The 23,119-nt window shown below is 71.9% G+C and carries 20 protein-coding genes and 1 tRNA gene; 15 read left to right on the plus strand and 6 right to left on the minus strand.

The window, feature by feature from the left end; translation table 11 throughout:
• The first annotated feature begins 8 nt into the window (after positions 1-8).
• Positions 9-896: an acyl-CoA thioesterase II gene (locus E6R60_RS06240; RefSeq protein ID WP_136325386.1), complete on the plus strand. Its 888-nt coding sequence runs from the start codon at positions 9-11 to the stop codon at positions 894-896.
• Positions 897-955: 59 nt separating this feature from the next.
• Positions 956-2,032, plus strand: a complete 1,077-nt coding sequence (locus tag E6R60_RS06245) for a cation diffusion facilitator family transporter (RefSeq protein WP_136325387.1) — start codon at positions 956-958, stop codon at positions 2,030-2,032.
• Positions 2,033-2,119: 87 nt separating this feature from the next.
• Here the strand turns inward: E6R60_RS06245 and E6R60_RS06250 are convergent, their stop codons facing one another.
• Positions 2,120-2,899, minus strand: a complete 780-nt coding sequence (locus tag E6R60_RS06250; RefSeq protein ID WP_136325388.1) for a phosphatase — start codon at positions 2,897-2,899, stop codon at positions 2,120-2,122.
• 74 nt (positions 2,900-2,973) lie between these two features.
• Positions 2,974-3,597 (minus strand): TetR/AcrR family transcriptional regulator, encoded by a 624-nt coding sequence (locus E6R60_RS06255; RefSeq protein WP_136325389.1) that lies wholly within the window; start codon positions 3,595-3,597, stop codon positions 2,974-2,976.
• 132 nt (positions 3,598-3,729) lie between these two features.
• On the opposite strand from E6R60_RS06255, the gene E6R60_RS06260 reads away from it, so the two are divergent.
• From E6R60_RS06260 to E6R60_RS06295, 8 genes are all read left to right on the plus strand, one after another.
• The gene (locus E6R60_RS06260; protein ID WP_136325390.1) at positions 3,730-5,337 is read left to right on the plus strand and encodes a carboxyl transferase domain-containing protein; all 1,608 of its coding nucleotides are present in this window, start codon (positions 3,730-3,732) and stop codon (positions 5,335-5,337) included.
• A 13-nt stretch (positions 5,338-5,350) separates the two neighbouring features.
• Positions 5,351-7,438 (plus strand): biotin carboxylase N-terminal domain-containing protein, encoded by a 2,088-nt coding sequence (locus E6R60_RS06265; protein ID WP_136325572.1) that lies wholly within the window; start codon positions 5,351-5,353, stop codon positions 7,436-7,438.
• Positions 7,435-8,394, plus strand: coding sequence for a hydroxymethylglutaryl-CoA lyase (locus tag E6R60_RS06270; protein ID WP_136325391.1), 960 nt, complete (start codon positions 7,435-7,437; stop codon positions 8,392-8,394). The genes E6R60_RS06265 and E6R60_RS06270 overlap by 4 nt, the downstream gene beginning before the upstream one ends.
• A gap of 7 nt (positions 8,395-8,401) precedes the next feature.
• A complete protein-coding gene (locus tag E6R60_RS06275; RefSeq protein ID WP_136325392.1) occupies positions 8,402-9,568 on the plus strand; it encodes an acyl-CoA dehydrogenase family protein in 1,167 nt (388 codons plus the stop codon).
• A 109-nt stretch (positions 9,569-9,677) separates the two neighbouring features.
• The gene (locus tag E6R60_RS06280) at positions 9,678-10,319 is read left to right on the plus strand and encodes a GNAT family protein (RefSeq protein WP_206309323.1); all 642 of its coding nucleotides are present in this window, start codon (positions 9,678-9,680) and stop codon (positions 10,317-10,319) included.
• Positions 10,316-10,669: a hypothetical protein gene (locus E6R60_RS06285; protein WP_136325393.1), complete on the plus strand. Its 354-nt coding sequence runs from the start codon at positions 10,316-10,318 to the stop codon at positions 10,667-10,669. Before E6R60_RS06280 ends, E6R60_RS06285 begins: the two co-directional genes overlap by 4 nt.
• Before the next feature lie 107 nt (positions 10,670-10,776).
• On the plus strand, positions 10,777-11,808 hold the full coding sequence (locus tag E6R60_RS06290) for an ABC transporter substrate-binding protein (RefSeq protein ID WP_168713547.1): 1,032 nt from the start codon (positions 10,777-10,779) through the stop codon (positions 11,806-11,808).
• A 2-nt stretch (positions 11,809-11,810) separates the two neighbouring features.
• Positions 11,811-12,671 carry a siderophore-interacting protein gene (locus E6R60_RS06295; RefSeq protein WP_136325394.1) on the plus strand — a complete coding sequence of 287 codons (861 nt, stop codon included), beginning with the start codon at positions 11,811-11,813 and terminating at the stop codon, positions 12,669-12,671.
• A gap of 278 nt (positions 12,672-12,949) precedes the next feature.
• On the opposite strand, the gene E6R60_RS06300 is transcribed toward E6R60_RS06295, so the two are convergent.
• A complete protein-coding gene (locus E6R60_RS06300) occupies positions 12,950-14,599 on the minus strand; it encodes a beta-N-acetylhexosaminidase (RefSeq protein ID WP_136325575.1) in 1,650 nt (549 codons plus the stop codon).
• A gap of 341 nt (positions 14,600-14,940) precedes the next feature.
• Between E6R60_RS06300 and E6R60_RS06305 the strand changes: the two genes are divergently transcribed.
• Both E6R60_RS06305 and glmS read left to right on the plus strand, forming a co-directional pair.
• A complete protein-coding gene (locus E6R60_RS06305) occupies positions 14,941-15,216 on the plus strand; it encodes a hypothetical protein (protein WP_136325395.1) in 276 nt (91 codons plus the stop codon).
• Positions 15,217-15,295: 79 nt separating this feature from the next.
• On the plus strand, positions 15,296-17,125 hold the full coding sequence (glmS, locus tag E6R60_RS06310; RefSeq protein ID WP_136325396.1) for a glutamine--fructose-6-phosphate transaminase (isomerizing): 1,830 nt from the start codon (positions 15,296-15,298) through the stop codon (positions 17,123-17,125).
• A gap of 105 nt (positions 17,126-17,230) precedes the next feature.
• On the opposite strand, the gene E6R60_RS06315 is transcribed toward glmS, so the two are convergent.
• Together E6R60_RS06315 and E6R60_RS06320 are read right to left on the minus strand one after the other, a co-directional pair.
• On the minus strand, positions 17,231-17,803 hold the full coding sequence (locus tag E6R60_RS06315) for a GPR1/FUN34/YaaH family transporter (RefSeq protein ID WP_136325397.1): 573 nt from the start codon (positions 17,801-17,803) through the stop codon (positions 17,231-17,233).
• Between the two features lie 441 nt (positions 17,804-18,244).
• A complete protein-coding gene (locus tag E6R60_RS06320) occupies positions 18,245-18,766 on the minus strand; it encodes a universal stress protein (protein ID WP_136325398.1) in 522 nt (173 codons plus the stop codon).
• Between the two features lie 1,101 nt (positions 18,767-19,867).
• Here E6R60_RS06320 and E6R60_RS06330 point away from each other — a divergent pair.
• The 3 genes from E6R60_RS06330 (at position 19,868) to E6R60_RS06345 (ending at position 22,073) form a co-directional block, all read left to right on the plus strand.
• Positions 19,868-21,100 (plus strand): helix-turn-helix domain-containing protein, encoded by a 1,233-nt coding sequence (locus E6R60_RS06330; protein ID WP_136325399.1) that lies wholly within the window; start codon positions 19,868-19,870, stop codon positions 21,098-21,100.
• Positions 21,101-21,110: 10 nt separating this feature from the next.
• Positions 21,111-21,713, plus strand: a complete 603-nt coding sequence (gene orn / locus E6R60_RS06335; RefSeq protein WP_136325400.1) for an oligoribonuclease — start codon at positions 21,111-21,113, stop codon at positions 21,711-21,713.
• A gap of 287 nt (positions 21,714-22,000) precedes the next feature.
• Positions 22,001-22,073, plus strand: a tRNA-His gene (locus E6R60_RS06345).
• A gap of 487 nt (positions 22,074-22,560) precedes the next feature.
• Here E6R60_RS06345 and E6R60_RS06355 read toward each other — a convergent pair.
• Complete coding sequence (locus E6R60_RS06355) at positions 22,561-23,049, minus strand: isochorismatase family protein (protein ID WP_136325401.1); 489 nt, start codon at positions 23,047-23,049, stop codon at positions 22,561-22,563.
• Between the last annotated feature and the right edge of the window lie 70 nt (positions 23,050-23,119).

Consider the following 23,119-nt stretch of genomic DNA (forward strand, 5'->3'; position numbering starts at 1 on the left):
TTCTCTCCATGAGTTCAGCACCGGACGCCCTGCTCGATCTGCTCGACCTGCTCGACCTCGAGCAGATCGAGCAGGACATCTTCCGGGGCACCAGCCGTTCGGCGATCGTGCCCCGCGTCTTCGGCGGACAGGTCGCGGCCCAGGCGCTCGTCGCCGCGGGCCGGACCGTCCCCGCGGACCGGCCCGCCCACTCCCTCCACTCGTACTTCCTGCGGGCGGGGGACCCGGGCGCACCGATCGTCTACAGCGTCGACCGCATCCGCGACGGCCGCTCCTTCACCACCCGGCGGGTCGTCGCCGTCCAGCACGGACAGCCGATCTTCCACCTCTCGGCGTCCTTCCAGACGTACGAGGAAGGGCTGGAGCACCAGGCGGCCATGCCGGCCGCGCCCGACCCCGACACGCTGCCCACGGCCGCCGAGATGCTGCCGCGGTACGCGGACCGGTTCAGCGACCCCACGGTCGTGGACCGGCTGATCGAGGCCCGGGCCGCGGTCGATCTGCGGTACGCGGACGCCCCTCCGTTCGGCACCGTCGGGCAGCCCCGCGAGCCCCGCTCACAGGTGTGGTTCCGCACCAACGGGAAGCTGGCGGACGACCCGCTGCTGCACGTCTGCATGGCCACGTACGTCTCCGACATGACGCTGCTCGACTCCGTACTCCTCGCCCACGGGCGCGGCGGCTGGGCGGTCGGCGACGTGGTGGGCGCGAGTCTGGACCACGCGATGTGGTTCCACCGCCCGTTCCGCGCCGACGAGTGGCTGCTGTACGACCAGGAGTCGCCGTCCGCCTCCGGCGGGCGCGGGCTCGGCCAGGCCCGCATCTACACCCAGGACGGACGGCTGGCGATCACCGTCATCCAGGAGGGCGTGGTCCGGGTCCCGCGGGAGAGCTGAACGGACCCCACGGCCGCGCGTCGGACATGCCCGGCGCGCCTGTGGACATACTCCCCACCATGAGTGACGAGAAATCAGCTGGTGGGGAGTCGTCCGGCGGCGGGCCGAACGCGGCGGGCGGTGGGGAGTCCACCTTCACCGTCATCGTCGCGGCGGCCGCCAACCTCGGCATCGCCGTGGCGAAGGCCGTCGCAGGGCTGATCAGCGGGTCGAGCGCGATGCTCTCCGAGGCGGCCCACTCCGTCGCCGACACGGTGACCGAGGTGCTGCTGCTCACCGCGCTGAAGCGCAGCGAGAAGCCCGCCGACGAGGAACACCCGCTGGGCTACGGCCCCGAACGGTACATCTGGGCGATGCTCGCCTCGGTCGCCACGTTCGTCGGCGGCGCGGTCTTCTCGCTGTACGACGGCATCCACACCCTGACGCAGGGCGAGGAGCTGGGCGACCCGCTCATCTCGTACATCGTGCTGGGCATCGCCTTCCTCCTGGAGGGCTACTCCCTGCGCACCGGTCTGCGGCAGGTGCGCGGCGAGGCCGCGCGGCTGGGCGCCGCCCCCGCCCGGTACCTGCGCCGCACGCCCGACACCGCGGTCAAGGCCGTGGTGATGGAGGACTCGGCGGCCCTGGTCGGCCTGCTGCTGGCCGCCGGCGGGCTGCTCGGCGGCCAGCTGTCGGGCTCCGGCGTCTGGGACGGCATCGCGTCGATCCTGATCGGTGTGCTGCTCGTGTACGTGGCCTGGGTGCTCGGCCGTTCCAACGCCCAGCTGCTGATCGGCCGCCCGGTGCCCTCGTCGATGCGGACGGGGGTGCGGGAGGAACTGCTCACGGTGCCGCACATCATCGACGTACTGGAGCTGACCACGCTCATCCAGGGGCCGGCCGAGATCCTCATCGCCGCGAAGGTCGACTTCCGGGACGTGGCCACGGCCGAACAGGTCGAGTGGGCCTGTGAGGAGGCGGAGCAGCAGCTGCGGGAGCGGTATCCGTCGATCAAGCGGGTCTATCTGGACCCGACGCCGGGAGTGGCGCAGCGGCGCCGGGCCCGGGCCGAAGGGAATCCGGTGGTCGGGCCCGGGGACGGGAAGGGCAACGGGGACGGCGGAGGGCTGTTCACCGACCGCCTGGAGAACGGCTAGCGGAGGGTGCGGAAGAACGTGGTGCCGTCCTCGGCCGGCGGCTCCGGCTGTTCCGGCGAGAGGGCGCCCGCGCCCTGAGCCGCCCGTTCAGAGCAGTCCGGCCGCGTCCAGCAGGTAGTCGGTCATCGGGTCGTAGAACCGCGGGTCCAGCACGTGGTCGTCCATCGGGATGGCCACCTGGAGCGTTCCCTCGGACTCCCCCAGGAACAGTGCCGGGTCGTTGCAGTCCGCGTAGCCGATGGCGTCCAGGCCGCGCTGCGCCGCGCAGCCGGCCCAGCCGTGGTCGGCGACGACCAGGTCGGGCAGGGGGCGCCCCTCCCGTTCCAGGCCGTCCAGGATCGCCGCCATGGGCGCCGGGGAGTGGGTGTGCCAGAGGGTCGCGCCGCGCTCCTGCACGGCGACGTCGGCGAACTGGAAGACCATGCCCTCGTCGGCCGTGAGGCCGGACGGGATCCGCATGATCTCGCAGCCGGCGGCCCGCAGCGCGGCAGCGGTCTGCCGGTGGACGTCCAGGAGCCCGCCCGGGTGGCCGGTGGCGAAGAGGACCCGCTCGTTCGCGTCGGCCGCCTTGCGCAGCCGGGCCGCGGCCCGGTCCAGGGCGGCGACGGTCAGCTCGGGGTCGATGGTGTCCTGGCCGAACCGGTGCTCCGGGTCGTCGCTGACGCCGCACCGCTCGGCCATGACCGCCAGGACGTCCTGCTCGTCGCGCCACCGGTCGCCCAGTTCGAGCCCCAGCCAGAAGTGGCGGTCGCCGTTGGCGAGCTTGCGGTAGTGGGAGAGGTTGTTGTCGCGCGGGGTCGCGACGTCTCCGGCTATGCGCGTACGGACGAGGTGGTCGACGAGGGCGGCGCGGCTGGGTATCGGCATGAACCCATTGTGCCGTGGGATGTGCGCAGCGTGCTGGGCGTATTGAGGGGTGGGCGGACCCGGGCCGGGGCCGCTCAGCCCTCGTCCCGGGCCCCCGCCGCGGCGAAGGCCCCCCGGGCCAGCCGGTGCAGCAGCGCCGCGGTGTCCGTGCGGCCGGGCAGCGCGCCGGGGCGGCCGAGGTGGGGGGTGGAGTTCAGCAGGCCGAAGACGGCGTGGACCGTCGCGCGGGCCTCGTGCTCGGGGAGGGCCGGGTGGAGGTCGCGGACGACGGCGACCCACACCTCGACGTACTCGCGCTGGAGCCGGCGCACCCGCTTGCGGTCGGCCTCCCGCAGGCGGTCCAGCTCCCGGTCGTGCAGGGTGATCAGGGGGCGGTCGTCGAGGGCGAAGTCGATGTGGCCCTCGATGAGCGCGTCCAGGAGCGCTTCGGGCGACCCGTCGCCGGCGGCGTCCTCGGAGACCCGCCGCTGTCCGCCGGCCAGCAGCCGCTCGCTGATGCCCACGAGCAGCTCGGCCAGCATCGCGTCCTTGCCGGGGAAGTGCCGGTAGAGGCCGGGGCCGCTGATGCCGACGGCGGCGCCTATCTCATCGACACCGACGCCGTGGAAGCCGCGCTCGGCGAAGAGACGGGCGGCCTCCTTGAGGATCTGCTCGCGGCGGGTGGGGGCCGCGACGCGGGCGGCGGCATGGGTGCTCATGTTGAGTCATTCTAGACAGGCGCGTTAGCGGTCGTTAACCTGTGAGGACGTTAACGCTCACTAACAACTTCTCCCGTTACCGATCACGGGCGAGGTCGTCACACTGCGGTACGGGCAAGGGGGCTCGACAGGATGCAGCAGGCACCGGTGCTGGCGAGCGCGGCCGATCCCGCCTCGGAGGCCTGGCAGGCCAACGAGGCGGCGCATCACGCGCTCGCCGACGAGCTGCGCAAGCGGCTCGCCACGGCCAGGCTCGGCGGGGGTGAGAAGGCCCGCGCCCGGCATGTGGCACGCGGCAAGCTGCTGCCCCGGGAGCGGGTGGACACCCTGCTCGACGCGGGCTCGCCCTTCCTGGAGCTCGCCCCGCTGGCGGCCGAGGGGCTGTACGGGGGTGCGGCGCCCGCCGCCGGTGTGATCGCCGGGATCGGCAGGGTCAGCGGCCGGGAGTGCGTGATCGTCGCCAATGACGCGACCGTCAAGGGCGGCACGTACTACCCGATGACCGTGAAGAAGCACCTGCGGGCCCAGGAGGTGGCGCTGGAGAACCGGCTGCCGTGTCTGTACCTGGTGGACTCGGGCGGCGCCTTCCTGCCGATGCAGGACGAGGTGTTCCCGGACCGCGAGCACTTCGGGCGGATCTTCTACAACCAGGCCCGGATGTCCGGGGCCGGAATCCCGCAGATCGCGGCGGTGCTGGGATCCTGCACGGCCGGCGGGGCGTACGTCCCCGCGATGAGCGACGAGGCCGTGATCGTCCGGAACCAGGGGACGATCTTCCTGGGCGGACCGCCGCTGGTGAAGGCCGCGACCGGCGAGGTGGTGACCGCCGAGGAGCTGGGCGGCGGCGAGGTCCACTCCCGTACGTCGGGGGTCACCGACCATCTCGCGGAGGACGACGCGCACGCGCTGCGGATCGTGCGGAACATCGTGGCCACGCTGCCGGACCGGGGCGCGCTGCCGTGGTCCGTCCAGGCGGTCGAGGAACCGAAGGTGGATCCCGCCGGTCTGTACGGGGCGGTGCCGGTCGACTCCCGTACCCCGTACGACGTACGGGAGGTGATCGCCCGGGTCGTGGACGGCTCGCGGTTCGCCGAGTTCAAGGCGGAGTACGGGACGACGCTGATCACCGGTTTCGCGCACATCCACGGCCACCCGGTCGGGATCGTCGCGAACAACGGCATCCTGTTCTCCGAGTCCGCCCAGAAGGGCGCGCACTTCATCGAGCTGTGCGACCAGCGCGGCATCCCGCTGGTCTTCCTGCAGAACATCTCCGGCTTCATGGTCGGCCGCGACTACGAGGCCGGCGGCATCGCCAAGCACGGCGCCAAGATGGTCACCGCCGTCGCCTGCACCCGCGTCCCGAAGCTGACCGTGGTGGTCGGCGGGTCGTACGGGGCGGGCAACTACTCCATGTGCGGCCGGGCCTACAGCCCCCGCTTCCTGTGGATGTGGCCCAACGCGAAGATCTCCGTCATGGGCGGCGAGCAGGCCGCCTCCGTCCTCGCCACGGTCAAGCGCGACCAGCTGGGCGACGACTGGAGCGCGGAGGACGAGGAGTCGTTCAAGGCCCCGATCCGCGAGCAGTACGAGACCCAGGGCAACGCGTACTACGCCACCGCCCGGCTCTGGGACGACGGCGTGATCGACCCGATGGAGACCCGGCAGGTGCTGGGGCTCGCCCTGACCGCGTGCGCCAACGCTCCCCTGAACGACGCCGGCTTCGGCGTCTTCCGGATGTGAGGAACAGATGACGATGTTCGACACGGTGCTCGTCGCCAACCGCGGCGAGATCGCGGTCCGGGTCATCCGGACCCTGCGCGAGCTGGGCGTGCGCTCGGTCGCCGTCTTCAGCGACGCGGACGCGGACGCCCGGCACGTCCGGGAGGCGGATACGGCGGTACGGATCGGGCCCCCAGCGGCGTCCGAGAGCTATCTGAGCGTGGACCGGCTGCTGGAGGCCGCCCGCCGCACGGGCGCGCAGGCCGTCCACCCCGGCTACGGCTTCCTCGCCGAGAACGCGGGCTTCGCCCGGGCCTGCGCGGAGGCGGGGCTGGCCTTCATCGGGCCGCCCGCCGCCGCGATCTCGCTGATGGGCGACAAGATCAGGGCCAAGGAGACGGTCGCGGCGGCCGGTGTCCCGGTGGTGCCCGGCTCCTCGGGCAGCGGGCTCACCGACGGCCAGCTCGCGGACGCGGCGCGGGAGATCGGCATGCCGGTCCTGCTGAAGCCCTCCGCGGGCGGCGGCGGCAAGGGCATGCGGCTGGTGCGCGACGCGGCGCTGCTCGCGGACGAGATCGCCGCCGCCCGGCGCGAGGCCCGCGCCTCGTTCGGCGACGACACGCTGCTCGTGGAACGGTGGATCGACCGGCCGCGCCACATCGAGATCCAGGTGCTGGCCGACGGGCACGGCCACGTGATCCACCTGGGCGAGCGCGAGTGCTCGCTCCAGCGCCGCCATCAGAAGATCATCGAGGAGGCGCCGTCCGTCCTGCTCGACGAGAAGACCCGGGCGGCCATGGGCGAGGCGGCCGTGCAGGCGGCCCGCTCCTGCGGGTATGTCGGGGCGGGCACGGTGGAGTTCATCGTCCCGGGCAACGACCCGGCGTCGTACTACTTCATGGAGATGAACACCCGCCTCCAGGTCGAGCACCCGGTGACGGAGCTGATCACCGGCCTCGACCTGGTGGAGTGGCAGCTGCGGGTCGCGGCGGGCGAGCACCTCCCGTACCGGCAGAGCGACGTCACCCTCACCGGGCACGCGGTCGAGGCCCGGATCTGCGCCGAGGACCCGGCCCGGGGCTTCCTCCCCTCGGGCGGCACCGTGCTGGCCCTGCGCGAGCCGCAGGGCGGCGGAGTGCGGACGGACTCGGGACTCGCCGAGGGCGGCGAGGTCGGCAGCCTGTACGACCCGATGCTGTCGAAGGTGATCGCGTACGGCCCCGACCGGGCGACGGCGCTGCGCCGGCTGCGGGCGGCGCTCGCGGACACGGTGGTCCTCGGCGTCCCGACCAACGCGGGCTTCCTGCGCCGGCTGCTCGGCCACCCGGCCGTGGTGGCGGGCGACCTGGACACCGGCCTGGTGGAGCGCGAGGTGGACGCGCTGGTCCCGGACGGGGTGCCGGAGGAGGTCTACGCGGCCGCGGCGCTGCTGCGGGAGCACTCCCCCGGGCCGGCCCGCGCGGACGTCTGGTCCGACCCGTTCTCGGCCGCTGACGGCTGGCGGCTCGGCGGCACCCCGGCGCGGACGGTGCGGCACTTCCGGATTCCCGGCCACGACCCGGTCCAGGTGGGCCTGCGGCGGTGCGGCGGCGCGGACATGGAGCTGACCTTCGGCCATGTCGGCGAGGGAGTGCGGCCGCCGTCCCCCGAATCGGGCGCCTGCGGCCCGCTGGGCCCGCTTCCCGGCGGTGCGGAGGCGGCCAGGACCCTGTCCGTCGGCGAGGGCCGGATCACCCTCGAACTCGGCGGCGTCACCCACGCGTTCGCGTACGCCGTCTCCCCGGACGGCCACTGGCTCGGCCGCGACGGCGACGCCTGGCACGTCCGGGACCACGACCCGGTGGAGGCGTCGCTGTCCGGCGCCGCCCGCTCCGGGGCGGACACGCTCGCCGCGCCCATGCCCGGGACGGTCACCGTGGTGAAGGTGGCCGTCGGGGACGAGGTGGCGGCCGGACAGAGCCTGCTGGTGGTGGAGGCGATGAAGATGGAGCACGTCATCTCCGCCCCGCACGCCGGCACCGTGACCGAACTCGACGTGACCGCCGGGTCCACGGTGGCCATGGACCAGGTGCTGGCCGTGGTCGTCCCGGTCGCCGCCCCCACGACCGGGGAGGACGCATGACCCCCACCGGCCGCACCCTGCCGATGACCGTGGCCGCCCCCGGTCTGCCCGCCCGGGTCCGCATCCACGAGGTCGGCGCCCGTGACGGACTGCAGAACGAGCAGACGGTCGTGCCGGTCGGGGTGAAGGCGGAGTTCATCCGCCGGCTCGCGGTCGCCGGGCTGACCACGATCGAGGCGACGAGCTTCGTCCACCCCAAGTGGGTGCCCCAACTGGCGGACGCCGAGCAGCTGTTCCCGATGCTCGGTGACGTCGCGGACGTGGGTGACGTGGCGCTGCCGGTCCTCGTACCGAACGAGCGGGGGCTGGACCGGGCGCTGGCGCTCGGGGCGCGCCGGATCGCCGTCTTCGGCTCGGCGACGGAGACGTTCGCCGCCCGCAACCTCAACCGCACGATCGACGAGTCCCTCGCCATGTTCGCGCCCGTCGTGGCCCGCGCCAAGGCGGAGAACGTGCATGTGCGCGGTTACCTGTCGATGTGCTTCGGCGACCCGTGGGAGGGGCCCGTCCCGGTCCACCAGGTCGTCCGGGTCGCCCGGGCGCTGATGGACCTCGGCTGTGACGAGCTCTCGCTCGGCGACACGATCGGGGTCGCGACGCCGGGTCACGTACAGACGCTGCTGTCCCGGCTGAACGAGGGGGGCGTGCCCACCGACACGATCGGCGTGCACTTCCACGACACGTACGGGCAGGCCCTGTCCAACACCCTGGCCGCGCTCCAGCACGGCGTCACCACCGTGGACGCCTCGGCGGGCGGCCTCGGCGGCTGCCCGTACGCGAAGAGCGCGACCGGCAATCTCGCCACCGAGGATCTCGTGTGGATGCTCGACGGCCTCGGCATCGAAACCGGGGTCGACCTCGACGAGCTCACCGCCACGAGCGTGTGGCTCGCCGGACATCTGGGCCGACCGAGCCCGTCCCGCACCGTCCGCGCCCTCTCCCACAAGGAGCAGTGATTCCCCCATGTCCCTGGACCACCGGCTGACCGCCGAGCACGAGGAACTCCGACGCACCGTCGAGGAGTTCGCCCACGACGTGATCGCGCCGAAGATCGGCGACTTCTACGAGCGCCACGAGTTCCCGTACGAGATCGTGCGCGAGATGGGGCGGATGGGCCTGTTCGGGCTGCCGTTCCCGGAGGAGTACGGCGGGATGGGCGGCGACTACCTCGCGCTCGGCATCGCCCTGGAGGAGCTGGCCCGCGTCGACTCCTCGGTGGCGATCACCCTGGAGGCCGGGGTCTCGCTCGGCGCGATGCCGGTGTTCCGCTTCGGCACGGAGGAGCAGAAGCGGCGCTGGCTGCCGAGGCTCTGCTCGGGCGAGGCGCTCGGCGCGTTCGGCCTGACGGAGCCGGACGGCGGCTCGGACGCGGGCGGCACCCGCACGACGGCCGTGCGCGACGAGGCGACGGGCGAGTGGGTGATCAACGGCTCCAAGTGCTTCATCACCAACTCCGGTACGGACATCACCGAGTTGGTGACGGTCACGGCGGTGACCGGCCGCAAGGAGGACGGCGCCCCGCGCATCTCGTCGATCATCGTCCCGTCCGGCACCCCCGGCTTCACGGTCGCCGCCCCGTACTCCAAGGTCGGCTGGAACGCCTCGGACACCCGGGAGCTCTCCTTCACCGACGTGCGCGTCCCGCTGGAGAACCTGCTGGGCGAGGAGGGGCGCGGTTACGCGCAGTTCCTGCGGATCCTGGACGAGGGCCGGATCGCCATTTCGGCGCTCTCGACGGGCCTGGCGCAGGGCTGCGTGGACGAGTCGCTGAAGTACGCGGCCGAGCGCCACGCGTTCGGACGGCCGATCGGCTCCAACCAGGCGATCCAGTTCAAGATCGCCGACATGGAGATGCGGGCCCACATGGCACGGATCGGCTGGCGCGACGCGGCGTCCCGCCTGCTGGCGGGCGAGCCGTTCAAGAAGGAGGCGGCGATCGCCAAGCTGTACTCCTCGACGGTCGCGGTGGACAACGCCCGCGAGGCGACGCAGATCCACGGCGGCTACGGCTTCATGAACGAGTACCCGGTGGCGCGGATGTGGCGCGACTCGAAGATCCTGGAGATCGGCGAGGGCACGAGCGAGGTGCAGCGGATGCTGATCGCCCGGGAGCTGGGGATGTCGGCCTGACCCCGGGAGCCGGGGCACGGGCCTGACCTCGGAGCGGTGCACGGGCGGCGACGTGCACCGCCCCCGCAATTCGTTCGACAGCGGCAACCGGCTCCGGCAGAGTCGGTGCATGAAGCACCGGCCCTGGCCCCTGTACGGGCTCCGCATCCGCACCCCGCGCCTCGAACTGCGCCTTCCGGACCTGGAGTTGCTGGGAGAGCTGTCCGCCGTCGCCGCCGGAGGGGTGCACGCCCCGGACGCCATGCCGTTCACCGTGCCCTGGACCGACTGCCCGCCCGGCGAGCGGGGCCGCGCGGTGTTCCAGCACGTGCTGGGCACGATCGCCGGGTGGCAGGAGTTCGACTGGGCGCTGAGCCTCGCGGTCCTGCACGAGGGCCGGGTCGTCGGGCGCCAGGATGTGACGTCGAAGAGCTTCTCGGTGACCCGCGAGGTGAGCACGGGGTCGTGGCTGGGGATCGCGCACCAGGGGTGGGGCATCGGCACCGAGATGCGGGCCGCCGCCCTGCACCTGGCGTTCGCCGGACTCGGCGCCGGCACGGCGGTCTCGGACGCGATGACCGACAACGCGCGCTCGCTGGGGGTCTCGCGGCGGCTCGGCTACCTGCCGGACGGACTGACGGTCGCCACGCTGCGGGGCGAGCGCGTCACCCTCCAGCGGCTGCGCCTGGAGCGCGCGCGGTGGGAGGAGCACCGCACCGTCGCGGTCACGACCGAGGGGCTCGACGACTGCCGGGCGATGTTCGGCGCGTGAGCCTGCTGGTGCACACCTACGTCCGGGGCGCGAGCGGCACGAGGTACTTCCTGGACGACCCCGATGACAACCTCGCCGGTTTCGAGAAGAGCCGGACCAAACTGTGGGGTTCACAGGCCGCGCGCGACCTCGGGGCCCGGTTCTTCCCGCAGTTGGCCGCCTCCGACCTGTACGTGGAGCCGGAGGACGCCCGCGCCTTCCTCGCCGAGTGCGATCTGCTGGGCGATCACCTCGCGGAACTCGGCGAGCACAGCGGCTACGGCGCCGACTACGTGCAGGCGCGACTGGCGAACATCAGGGAGGCCGCGGTGCGGGCCGTGGACGTGGGCGGCGGCGTCATCGTCTGGTGACCGGCAACGGGGGCCCTCGGCGGCCTCGACAAGTCGTGAGGTTAGGCTAACCTTCCCTCGAACTTGTCATCGGCCGGTCTCCGGCTCGTACGAAAGCGGACTCCGTCATGCGCACTGCCCGAGTGTCCCGTCCCACCCGCCGCGGCCTGCTGGCCATGGGCGGCGCCGTCGGCCTGGGAGCCGTCCTCGCGGCCTGTGGTGACGGCGACTCGAAGGACTCCGGCTCCACCGGCTCCAAGAGCGCCGAGGCCGGCCCGTGGAGCTTCAAGGACGACCGCGGGCAGACCGCCGAGGCCACGTCGGCGCCGAAGAACATCGTCGCCTTCACCGGTGTCGCCGCCGCGCTCCACGACTACGGCGTCGAGGTCAAGGCCGTCTTCGGGCCCACGAAGACCAAGGACGGCAAGGCCGATGTGCAGGCCGGTGACCTCGACGTCAGCAAGGTCGAGATCCTGGGCAACGTCTGGGGCGAGTTCAACGTCGAGAAGTACGCGGCACTCGGCCCCGACCTGCTGGTGACCGCGATGTGGGAGAAGGACGCCCTCTGGTACGTGCCGGACGCGTCCAAGGACAAGATCCTCAAGCTCGCCCCGAGCGTCGCCCTGTGGGCGGCCCAGACCACCATCCCCAAGGCGATCCAGCGGCACGAGGACCTCGCCGCCTCACTCGGCGCCGACGTGCAGGCCAAAGCGGTCACGGACGCGAAGGCCCGCTTCGAGAAGGCCGCGGCCCGGCTGCGCGCCGCCGCGAAGTCCAAGCCGAACATCAAGGTGATGGTCGGCTCGGCCAGCCAGGACCTCTTCTACGTCTCGCTCGCCAAGACGTCCGCGGACACCCTGTACTTCCAGGAGCTGGGCGTGAAGTTCGTCGAGCCGAAGGTGAACGCGGCCGGCTTCTTCGAGGAGCTGAGCTGGGAGAACGTCGACAAGTACGACGCCGACATCATCATGATGGACAACCGGTCCTCGGCCCTGCAGCCCGCCGCCCTGACCTCCAAGCCGACCTGGGCCCAGCTGCCCGCGGTCAAGGCCGGCCAGGTCGTGCCGCGCACCACCGAGCCGATCTACAGCTACGACAAGTGCGCGCCGATCCTCGAAGACCTCGCGAAGGCCATCGAGGACGCGAAGAAGGTCGCCTGACCATGACGACCGCCGCCGGTGTCGAGCCCTTCCGGCTGTTCCGGCTGACCGTCCTGCGCACCGAACGGCTGGGGCCGTCCATGCTCCGGATCACCTTCGGCGGCCCGGGGCTCGACGGATTCGCCTCCGGGGGCCGCGATCAGAGCCTGTCGCTGTTCCTGCCGCACCCCGGACAGCCGGAACCAGTCGTTCCGGTCGATAACGAGGGCAACTGGTTCGGCGCCTGGCGCGCACTTCCGGCCGATGTGCGGGCGGTGCTGCGTTCGTACACGGTCCGCGCGCAGCGCCGCACCGCCGGCGGTCCGGCCACCGAGGTGGACATCGATTTCGCGCTCCACGAGGACGGCGGTCCGGCCTGCCGCTGGGCCGCCGCCGCCTCGCCGGGCGACGTCATCAAGGCGCTCGGCCCGGCCGTCGAGGACAACACGGCCGTCCGCTTCCGCCCGCCCGAGGACACCGACTGGGTGCTGATCTGGGCCGACGAGACGGCGCTGCCCGCCGCGACGGCCGCCCTGGAGTGGCTGCCCTCCCGGCTGCGCGCCCGGGTCTGGCTGGAAGTCCCGCACACCGGGGACCGCAGGGCGGTCGACACCGCGGCCGAGGCCCGGATCGACTGGCTGGTGCGGGAGGAGGCGGGCACCCCGGACGCCGTGGAGGCCGTGCGGGCGGCCGAACTGCCCGAGGGGACCCCGTACGTCTGGATCGCGGGCGAGGCGTCAACGGTGCGGGGGCTGCGCCGGCATCTGGTGCGCGAGCGCGGCATCGACCGCAAGCGGGTGACGTTCGTGGGCTACTGGCGCCGCGGCCTGAGCGAGGAACAGCTCCGCGAGGAAGCGGAAGCCGCCGCGCCGTCGGACGACTGACCTCGCCCGGCCCACCGAGCCCGCCCGGCCCGTCAGCCGTCAGCCGTCAGGCCATGGGGGACGCCCTTGACCGCCCGTCAGGCGATGGGGGACGTCCTCAACCGCCCGCCCTGCGAGTGGGGACGCCCTTGACCGCCCGCCCGGCGGTTGAGGACGTCCTTGACCGCGCGTCCGGTGATTGAGGACGTCCCTCGACCGCCCGCCCGGCTATCGCGGACGTCTTTGACCGCCCCGCCCGGGGCCGAGGGCGCCCACGCCCCCGCCCCGGGCGGGCCCGCTCACCCCGCGGCAGCCGGCTCCGCCGGCCACGGCACCTGGGGCGACCGGTAGTAGTCGATCCCCAGCGCGGTGAACCGCGGGCCGAGCGCCGCGAGCCGCACCTTGTACGTGTCCCAGTCGTGCGTCTCGGCCGGCGACCAGCCCAGCTCCGCCGCCCCGGGCAGCCGCGGGAAGGCCATCACGTCGATGTCGTCGCTGTCGGTCAGCGTCTCGGCCCAGATCGGCGCCTCGACCCCGAGCACCGCGTCCGCCGGGGTGTCGGCGAGGTAGGTCGCCGGATCCCAGTCGTACGACCGCTGCACCTCGACCAGACCGGCCCACTTCAGGCCCAGCACCGTCTGCTCGTTGTACTTCATGTCGAGGTAGACCCGGTCCGCGGGCGACAGCACCAGCTTGGTGCCCTTCTTCGCCGCGTCCGCCACCTTCTGACGGTCCGCCGCGCTGGTCCGGTCGTAGCCCCAGTACTGGGCGACCGCGCCCGCGACCGGCGTGGCCCCGGTGAGCTGGTGCCAGCCCATCACGGTCTTGCCGTACTTCCCGACGATGGCCTGCGCGCGCTCCATGATCCTGGCGTAGTCCTCGTGACTGGTGGAGTGCGCCTCGTCACCGCCGATGTGGATGTACCGGCCGGGGGTCAGAGCGGCCAGTTCCCGGATGACGTCGTCGATGAACTGGTACGTGACGTCCTTGGCCGCGCACAGCGAGCTGAAGCCGACCTTGATGCCCGTGTAGAGCGGCGGCGCGACGCCGTCGCAGTTCAGCTCCGCGTACGAGGCGAGCGCGGCGTTGGTGTGGCCGGGCATGTCGATCTCCGGCACCAGCTCGAGGTGGCGGGAGGCCGCGTACCGGACGATCTCCTGGTACTGGCTCTTGGTGTAGTACCCGCCCGGGCCGCCGCCCACCTCCGTGGAGCCCCCGTACGTGGCCAGCCTCGGCCAGGAGTCGACGGCGATCCGCCAGCCCTGGTCGTCGGAGAGGTGCAGGTGGAAGGTGTTCATCTTGTACAGGGCGATCTGGTCGATGTAGCGCTTGACCTCGTCGACCGAGAAGAAGTGCCGTGAGACGTCGAGCATGGCGCCCCGGTAGGCGTAGCGCGGCTTGTCGGTGACGCTTCCGCCCGCGACCTTCCACGGGCCCTTCTGGCGGCTGTCGCTCTCCACCTGGGCGGGCAGGAGCTGACGCAGCGTCTGGACGCCGTGGAAGAGCCCTGCGGGCTTGCGGGCGGTGATGGTCACGGAGCCGCGCCCCGAGGTGAGGGTGTAGCCCTCGTCGCCCAGTTCGCCCTCGCCGGACCGGAGCCGGAGGCGGATGCCGTTGGGGCCGGCCCGGCCGGTGACCGGCAGGGAGTATCCCGTGGAGGGGCGCAGCACGCCCGCCAGGTACTCGCCGATCCTGCGGACCTCGCCGGACGAGCCGTCGACGCGGATCCTCGTGGCACTCGTGAGGGAGTACGGGGATCCGCCGGGTCTCACGGAGGCGGGGGCGGGCACGACCTGGCCCAGGGGCCGGGGGGCCGACGCCGCGGCGTCCCCGCCCGCCGCGGACGCCGTGGGAACCGCGCAGGCGGTGGAGACGCCGGCCGCCGTGACGAGGAGCAGCGAGCCGAGAAGTCGGGGCAGAACACGGGGAAGAACACGGTGCCGCGGCATGTGCAGTCTCACAGCCGGATCCCTTTCTACTGGTTCACACCTGGATCTCCTGACCATTCGCACCGTCGCCATGCGTACCGCGCGCCTCACGGACGGTCAAGGTGTAGACCTCTTCCCGCATCGTCCGGGCCCGAACCTGGCCGACCGTCCGGGGCACCTGGCCGGATTCATCCCGTCGGCCCCGGGAGCCCGCCCGCCGAGTGGAGCTGGGGAGGCCCGAGGGCCCGGTTCTGGGCTCCCGAATCGCCCAGAACGGAAAAATGAGCGTCACTCGCCCGCACTTCTGCCCGATATCGGGCAGGATTGTTGCGCCGGAGCCCCTTCCGCCGCAATATCGACGAGTGCTCGAACGCCGCTCGTCGTACGACGACCTCATTGACCACCTGGTGCGCAGCACCGCGCTCCCACGCGGTGAGGCGGCCCGGGTGATCCTCGACGTCCTGGCCTACTTCGACGAGACGACCGACGCCTTCGTCCGCCGCCGCCACCGCGAGCTCCAGTCCGGCGGCCTGGTGAACACGGAGATCTTCGAACGGATCTCGGCCGAGCTGCCGCACCGGGCGGTCGCTCCGCCGGAGCTCTCGCTCCGCCAGCTGCGCCGCATCGTCTACGGCTGAGACCGGCGGACCACCGGCCCGCGGCCGGGCACCCACTTACTTGCTTGTACCTGTACGTCGATGGAGGGGCAGAGACTCTATGTGCGGAATCGTCGGTTATATCGGAAAGCGTGATGTGGCCCCGCTGCTGCTGGAGGGCCTGCAGCGGCTGGAGTACCGGGGTTACGACTCCGCGGGCATCGTCATCACCGGCAAGCCGGCGGCCGGCAAGCCCGCCGCGCTGAAGATGGTCAAGGCCAAGGGCCGGGTCCGCGAGCTGGAGTCCCGGGTGCCCAAGCGCTTCACCGGCACCACCGGCATCGCCCACACCCGCTGGGCCACCCACGGCGCCCCGAGCGACGAGAACGCCCACCCGCACATGGACGCCGACAACAAGGTCGCCGTCGTCCACAACGGCATCATCGACAACGCCTCCGAGCTCCGCGCGAAGCTCGTCGCCGACGGCGTCGTCTTCCTCTCCGAGACCGACACCGAGGTGCTGGTCCACCTGATCGCCCGCTCGCAGGCCGTCACGCTGGAGGAGAAGGTCCGCGAGGCGCTGAAGTCCGTCGAGGGCACGTACGGCATCGCCGTCATGCACGCCGACTTCAACGACCGCATCGTCGTCGCCCGCAACGGCTCGCCGGTGGTGCTCGGCATCGGCGAGAAGGAGATGTTCGTCGCCTCCGACGTCGCGGCCCTGGTCACGCACACCCGCCAGATCGTCACCCTGGACGACGGCGAGATGGCCACCCTGAAGGCCGACGACTTCCGTACGTACACCACCGAGGGCTCGACCACGACGGCCACGCCCACCACGGTGGAGTGGGAGGCCGAGTCGTACGACATGGGCGGCCACGACACGTACATGCACAAGGAGATCTCCGAGCAGGCCGACGCCGTGGACCGCGTGCTGCGCGGCCGCATCGACGACCGCTTCTCCACCGTGCACCTGGGCGGCCTGAACCTCGACGCCCGCGAGGCCCGCGGGGTCCGCCGCATCAAGATCCTGGGCTGCGGCACCTCGTACCACGCCGGCATGATCGGCGCCGGCCTCATCGAGGAGCTGGCCCGCATCCCCGCGGACGCCGAGCCCGCCTCCGAGTTCCGCTACCGCAACCCGGTCGTGGACCCCGACACCCTCTACGTCGCCGTCTCCCAGTCCGGCGAGACGTACGACGTGCTGGCCGCCGTCCAGGAGCTCAAGCGCAAGGGCGCCCGCGTCCTCGGCGTCGTGAACGTCGTCGGTTCGGCGATCGCCCGCGAGGCCGACGGCGGCATGTACGTCCACGCCGGCCCCGAGGTCTGCGTCGTCTCCACCAAGTGCTTCACCAACACCGTGGTCGCCTTCGCGCTGCTCGCCCTGCACCTGGGCCGCATCCGCGACCTGTCGGTCGCCGACGGCAAGCGGATCATCGAAGGGCTGCGCAAGCTGCCCGAGCAGATCGGTCAGATCCTCGAGTCGGAGGAGGAGATCAAGAAGCTGGCCGAGGAGTACGCGGGCGCCCAGTCGATGATGTTCATCGGCCGCGTCCGGGGCTACCCCGTCGCGCTGGAGGCCTCCCTGAAGCTCAAGGAGATCTCCTACATCCACGCCGAGGCCTACCCCGCCTCGGAGCTGAAGCACGGCCCGCTCGCGCTCATCGAGCCGGCGCTCCCCACGGTCGCGATCGTCCCCGACGACGACCTGCTGGAGAAGAACCGCGCGGCCCTCGAGGAGATCAAGGCCCGCAGCGGCCGCATCCTCGCCGTGGCCCACCGCGAGCAGGAGAAGGCCGACCACACGATTCTCGTCCCGAAGAACGAGAACGAGCTGGACCCGATCCTGATGGGCATCCCGCTGCAGCTGCTCGCCTACCACACGGCCCTGGCCATGGGCCGGGACATCGACAAGCCCCGCAACCTGGCGAAGTCCGTCACGGTCGAGTAGTTCCCCTCGCGGACGCCGAGAGCGGCCCCCCACCCACGTCCGTGGGTGCGGGGCCGCTCTCCCGTGCGGGCCGGTGCCGCCCCCGGACCGGCCCGGGCCGCTGCCTCAGCCGGTGGCCGTCACTCCTCGGCCGGCAGCACGCTTGGGCACCGACGTCGGCCAGTGGGCCAGCGCGGCGGTCGCCCCGTACCAGGCGGCCAGACCGGCGGCCGCGGCGAACCAGCCCCCCGCCTTGCCCAGGAAGCCGCTGTCCGCGAACTGCCCGAGACCCAGCAGCAGGAGCGCCAGGAACAGCAGTCCGTACGTCCCCTGCCCGAGCAGGCCGCGACCGGACGCGCCGACCGTCAGCGTGAGCGCGAACAGGGCCCAGAGCAGCAGGAAGAGCCCTGCCGCATGGTCCGAGACCTGGGCGCCGGCGCCGGTGCCCCAGGTGAACCAGAAGGCCCCCAGTCCGGCGAACGCGGTGCCGGCGAAGCCGTCGCCCGCGCGGAACTCCAGGAGCCCGGCGACGAAGAGCGCGATACCGCCGACGTACAACGCGAGCGAGACGGCATCGGCCGCCGTCACCCCGTCCACGGCCCCGGTGTGACCGATCCCGAATGCCAACAGCGTGAGTCCCAGGGCGAGATGGCCGAGGGTGGAGGTGCTGGTGTTTCCCGCAGAGACGTCGTTGTCCACGGCGGGCTCCCTTCGCATGCGATCGTGCTGTTTCCCGTGACGCTTATCTACCCTTCACAAACGCACAATCCACATCTACGGACCGGTAGCTTCGGCTTATCCGCTGTTTCCGTAGGCGAGTTGACGCCATGTCCGTCCGATCCGGACGGAAAGAGACCGGCCGCTGACCGAGTCGGATCAGGACGGGCGGGCGGATCCGGAAAGAGACCGCCCGTCCCCGGCTGACGCGGGAACGGGCGGGAAGATCACCGGGGCCTCGCGGGCGCCGGGGCGGGCGCCAAGGGCTGTCCCGCATTTCCTGGTGGATCAGTGCGTGGCGTCGGATGCGGTGCATGGCAAGGCGGAGAGGCGCCCGCATACGGGGTGCATCCGGGCGTTTCGACAACGCGGCGAGGTGCCGTAGCCGTCGTCGCGCGCCCGCCAGGAACTGCGGGACAGCCCTTAGGGGATGACGACGACCGGGCGCTGCGCGCGGCGCGCCAGCCGGCCCGCGACCGAGCCGAAGATCCGCCCGACGATTCCGTGCGTGGAACCGACGACGATCGCGTCGGCCGAGTACTCCCGGCCGACCTCCTCCAGCTCGTGGCAGATGTCCCCGCCGCGCTCGACGAGCACCCAGGGGACCTCGGAGAGGTAGTCCGCGCAGGCGAGCTCGAGGCCGAGGACCTCGGTGCGGTGATCGGGGACGTCCACGAAGACGGGCGGCTCGCAGCCGGCCCAGACCGTCGTCGGCAGCCGATTGGCGACGTGGACGATGATCAGGCCGGAGCCCGTCCGCCGGGCCATGCCGATGGCGTACGCGAGAGCCCGCTCGCTGGAGGTCGAACCGTCGAAACCGACGACCACCCCGTGCCGGAAGGCGGGATCACAGGAAGGGCGCGCGTCTTCGGCCGCCTGCTGGTCCGACCTGGGGTCGGCCACCTGCTTGCGGTCCGCGGGTTCGGGGATTTCGTAACCGGCCATCGGTGTCTCGGCGAAGAGAGTCCTCGTGAGGAGAGCGACGTGGGGAGCTGCGTCAGCGGGCGGTGTTGCGGTGTCCGGGAATCACTCTTCCCGACCCCTTACCCCCAAGGGTACGGCGTCACTCCTCCACTGCCCAGATCCGCGCAAAGCGCGTGCGACGTTTCAGGGAGCATGCCCGAGACCGCCCCGTATGGCAATGCCGGTTGCCCGATACACCGACGTCACGGCCCCCCGGACGGCCGCAATCGGTGACGGGGCGGGGCGCGGTCCGTCGACCCCCGTGTCCGCCGGCCGTACGCAGCCCCGCACCGGTCCCCGCGCGCCAGGGCGGGGGGTCCGCCGGCCGCCCCGTACCGACCGGGGCGCCCCCCCGGGCCGCCCAGGGAGAACCCCGGGCCCGCACCCGGTCCGCCCTCCCCTCCGGAACCCGCCGGACAGCCGGCGGGCGACGTGGTCCGCCGGGCGGTGTCCGGCTGCCCGCCGGTTCCGGTCGCCCTCCTGGCCCTCGGCGGCTCCGCCGGAGGGGCGGCGGCCGTCGCGCTCGGCCTGGCCGCCGTCACCGCGGCCTGCCGGGCCCTGCTCCGCCGGTCCGCCCCGGCGGCCGCCCTCGACGACCCCCGCACGGCCTCCCGCCCGGCCCCCGTCCGGCCTCTCGCCGGGCCGAGGGGGCGCACAGGAGTGACCACCCCGCTCGGGTCGTGCGCCGGTAGAACGACTGATTTCCGTACATGCGACCGTATATTTTCAGCCAACTTCAGGACCTGGTCGAATCCTTGTCGAATTGGCCGATCAACCCCCTTGCCAGCAGGCAGGAAGAGACCGAGCGGTACGCTTCCACCCCATGGGGACGGGCCATGAACGTCAGGCGCACTTCCCTGCACGACTCACGAGTGAAACGCTTCGTGATCGAATGCTTCCCGCCAGGTTGCCTTGTCGACATAAAGCCGACTGGTGAACTTGTCACGACGGCACCACGGGACGCAGTAGATTCGATCTTGAGTGTCGAAGGCGGGGGACTCGTGCACGACCGAGGGGACATGTGCAGGTGCGACAGGCCCGTAAGGACCAGGGAGACGCGAACACCGAGGGGGGCTTAGCGTCATGAGCCAGGACTCCGCCACCGCAACGGAGGCTGTACGGAAGCTCAGCGGACGCCGACGCCGTGAGGTCGTCGCCGTACTGCTGTTCAGCGGTGGCCCCATCTTCGAGAGCTCCATTCCGCTCTCGGTGTTCGGGATCGACCGCCAGGACGCGGGAGTTCCGCGTTATCGGTTGCTCGTGTGCAGCGGCGAAGAGGGACCGCTGCGCACCACGGGGGGACTCGAACTGACCGCGCCCTACGGGCTGGAGGCGATCAGCAGGGCCGGCACCGTCGTGGTGCCCGCCTGGCGCTCGATCACCTCACCGCCGCCCGTGGAGGCGCTCGACGCGCTGCGCCGCGCCCACGAAGAGGGCGCGCGCATCGTGGGGCTGTGCACGGGCGCCTTCGTGCTCGCCGCCGCCGGGCTGCTGGACGGCCGCCCGGCGACCACCCACTGGATGTACGCACCGACGCTGGCCAAGCGCTACCCGTCGGTGCACGTCGATCCGCGTGAGCTCTTCGTCGACGACGGCGATGTGCTCACCTCCGCCGGGACCGCGGCCGGGATCGACCTCTGCCTCCACATCGTCCGCTCGGACCACGGCACGGAGGCCGCGGGGGCGCTGGCCCGCCGGCTCGTCGTGCCGCCCCGGCGCAGTGGCGGCCAGGAGCGCTACCTGGACAGGTCTTTACCGGAGGAAATCGGCTCCGACCCGCTCGCCGAGGTCGTGGCCTGGGCGCTGGAGCATCTGCACGAGCAGTTCGACGTGGAGACGCTCGCCGCGCGCGCCTATATGAGCAGACGGACCTTCGACCGGAGGTTCCGCTCGCTCACCGGCAGCGCGCCGCTCCAGTGGCTGATCACCCAGCGGGTGCTGCAGGCGCAGCGGCTGCTGGAGACGTCCGACTACTCGGTCGACGAGGTCGCGGGCCGTTGCGGCTTCCGCTCGCCGGTCGCGCTGCGCGGGCACTTCCGGCGTCAGCTGGGCTCGTCCCCCGCCGCGTACCGGGCCGCCTACCGGGTCCGTCGTCCGCAGGGTGGTCCCGAGCCGGCGGTCACGGCCACCGAACCGGGGGTGCCCGCCCAGGGCGCCTCCGGGGCCCGGCGTGCTCCGCTGCCGGCTTCCGCGGGCCAGCCGGGTGCGTCGTCCACGGCCGCCGCGGACGCGGGGCGCGGGGAGCACGGGAAACCGGGCTCCGAGGCGTACGCCGCGAGCCGCCCGGCCCTGCCGGGACAGCGGAGCGCCCCGTAGGGTGGGGCGCATGAACGACCGCATGGTGTGGATCGACTGCGAGATGACCGGGCTCTCGTTGACGGAAGACGCACTCATCGAGGTGGCCGCACTGGTCACCGACTCGGAGTTGAACGTGCTCGGCGAAGGGGTGGACATCGTGATCCGCCCGCCGGACGCGGCGCTGGAGACCATGCCCGAGGTGGTGCGGCAGATGCACACCGCCTCGGGCCTCCTCGACGAGCTGGCCGCGGGCACCACCCTGGCCGACGCCGAGGAGAAGGTCCTGGCCTACGTCCGCGAGCACGTGAAGGAGCCCGGCAAGGCCCCGCTGTGCGGAAACTCGGTCAGCACCGACCGCGGCTTCCTCTTCCGGGACATGCCCGCGCTGGAGGGGTACCTCCACTACCGGATCGTCGACGTCTCCTCGATCAAGGAGCTGGCACGCCGCTGGTTCCCGAGGGCGTACTTCAACAGCCCGGACAAGAACGGCAACCACCGGGCGCTCGCCGACATCCGCGACTCCATCACGGAGCTGCGGTACTACCGCGAGGCGGTGTTCGTCCCGCAGCCGGGCCCGGACTCCGAGCGCGCGAAGTCGATCGCTGCCCGCCTGACGCAGCCCTCGGCCTAGGGCCTTTCGTTTGGATCAGGCCGGATCAGGGAGCGGGGTCCGGTGCGTGCAGCTGCAAGGCGGAGGAGGGAGTCAACGCGGAGCGTTGGCGACCGACGACAACGCGGCAGATGGGCGTGCCGGACCCCGCGAGCCCGGCCTGATCCAAACGAACGGCCCTAGGCTCCTGGGAAGCCGCTGGTCACAGCCCTTTCGGGGGCCGGGACCGGCGGCTGAACAATGGGGGCGCGAGCACCCTCTCGGACCCTGTACACTTTTTCTCGGCCGGTCGGAAACGCCCGGACATGGTGGGTATAGCTCAGATGGTAGAGCACCTGGTTGTGGTCCAGGATGTCGCGGGTTCGAGTCCCGTTACTCACCCTGAATGATCAAGCCCTGACCTGTGTGAACAGGTCAGGGCTTCTTCATGCCCCCCTCTTGGGAAACGTCGGGAGCACAGCACGGACCCCGGCTGCGGTCGTGATCTCCCTTATGGCGAGCATCGGGGAACGCCCCGAGAAACCGGCCGCGGGAAGAGACGAACGGCCGCGATGGTGCGTCCGGCCAGGCTCTGCCCCACCGGGTACAGCCTTCAGCCGCCCCGCCGTCCGACCCGGATGCGCCGGCGCGCCGGCGCGGGAGGCACTTTCGTCCCGCCGGGGTCGGGGGGGTGCTGGGCCCTGCACCGTGATCTGCGGCGATCTGATCAATTCGTGCGGCCAGGTCGAAGTCCGCGTCGGTCAGTCTGCGGCCTCGGCCGACGCCGCCGCTGAGCTCCCGCCCGTGGCTCTGCCGGCACAGGGCCGGGCGGAGCCCGGTCCGATAGGGGCCTTGGCCACAGCCTGGCGGGGCCGGCTACGGGCGGGCGTCAGATGTAGTCGGCGGTGTGACGCACCTCGCCGAAGCGCGGGAAGATCCGCTCCACGGCGAACTCGTGCTCGTCCGCGGCCAGTCCGGACATCGCGTCGGCCACGAACTCGACTTCGTAGCCGTGGTCCGCCGCGGCCCGCGCGGTGGACTCGACGCCCATCGTGGTGACCAGCCCGGCGATCACCAGGTTCTCCACGCCCAGTTTGCGCAACGACTCGTCCAGACCGGTGCCGTAGAACGCCCCTATGGTGCGCTTGACCACCACGAGGTCGCTGTCGTGTACCAGGCCCTCGGTGAAGTCACTGCCCGGCGGCTGCTCGGCGACGTTCGGGCGCTCCACTCGGACCTGCACCACCGGCCGCCTGCTCGCCCGGAAGGACTCGGCCAATTCTCGGCAACGCGCGAGCACTTCGTCCCCGGAGTACGGGGCGAGGGGGAGTGCGATGATGCGCGGCATCAGGTCGACGAGGATCAGTGCGGTGGTCATGGCGTGGATCGTATAGCCGCCCGATGCGCCGGAAGCCGGGTCGACCGCCGGGCACCCGGTGTGTGCCCGG

Origin of the sequence: Streptomyces sp. A0642 (genome assembly GCF_004795105.1) — a bacterium.
GTDB lineage: Bacteria > Actinomycetota > Actinomycetes > Streptomycetales > Streptomycetaceae > Streptomyces.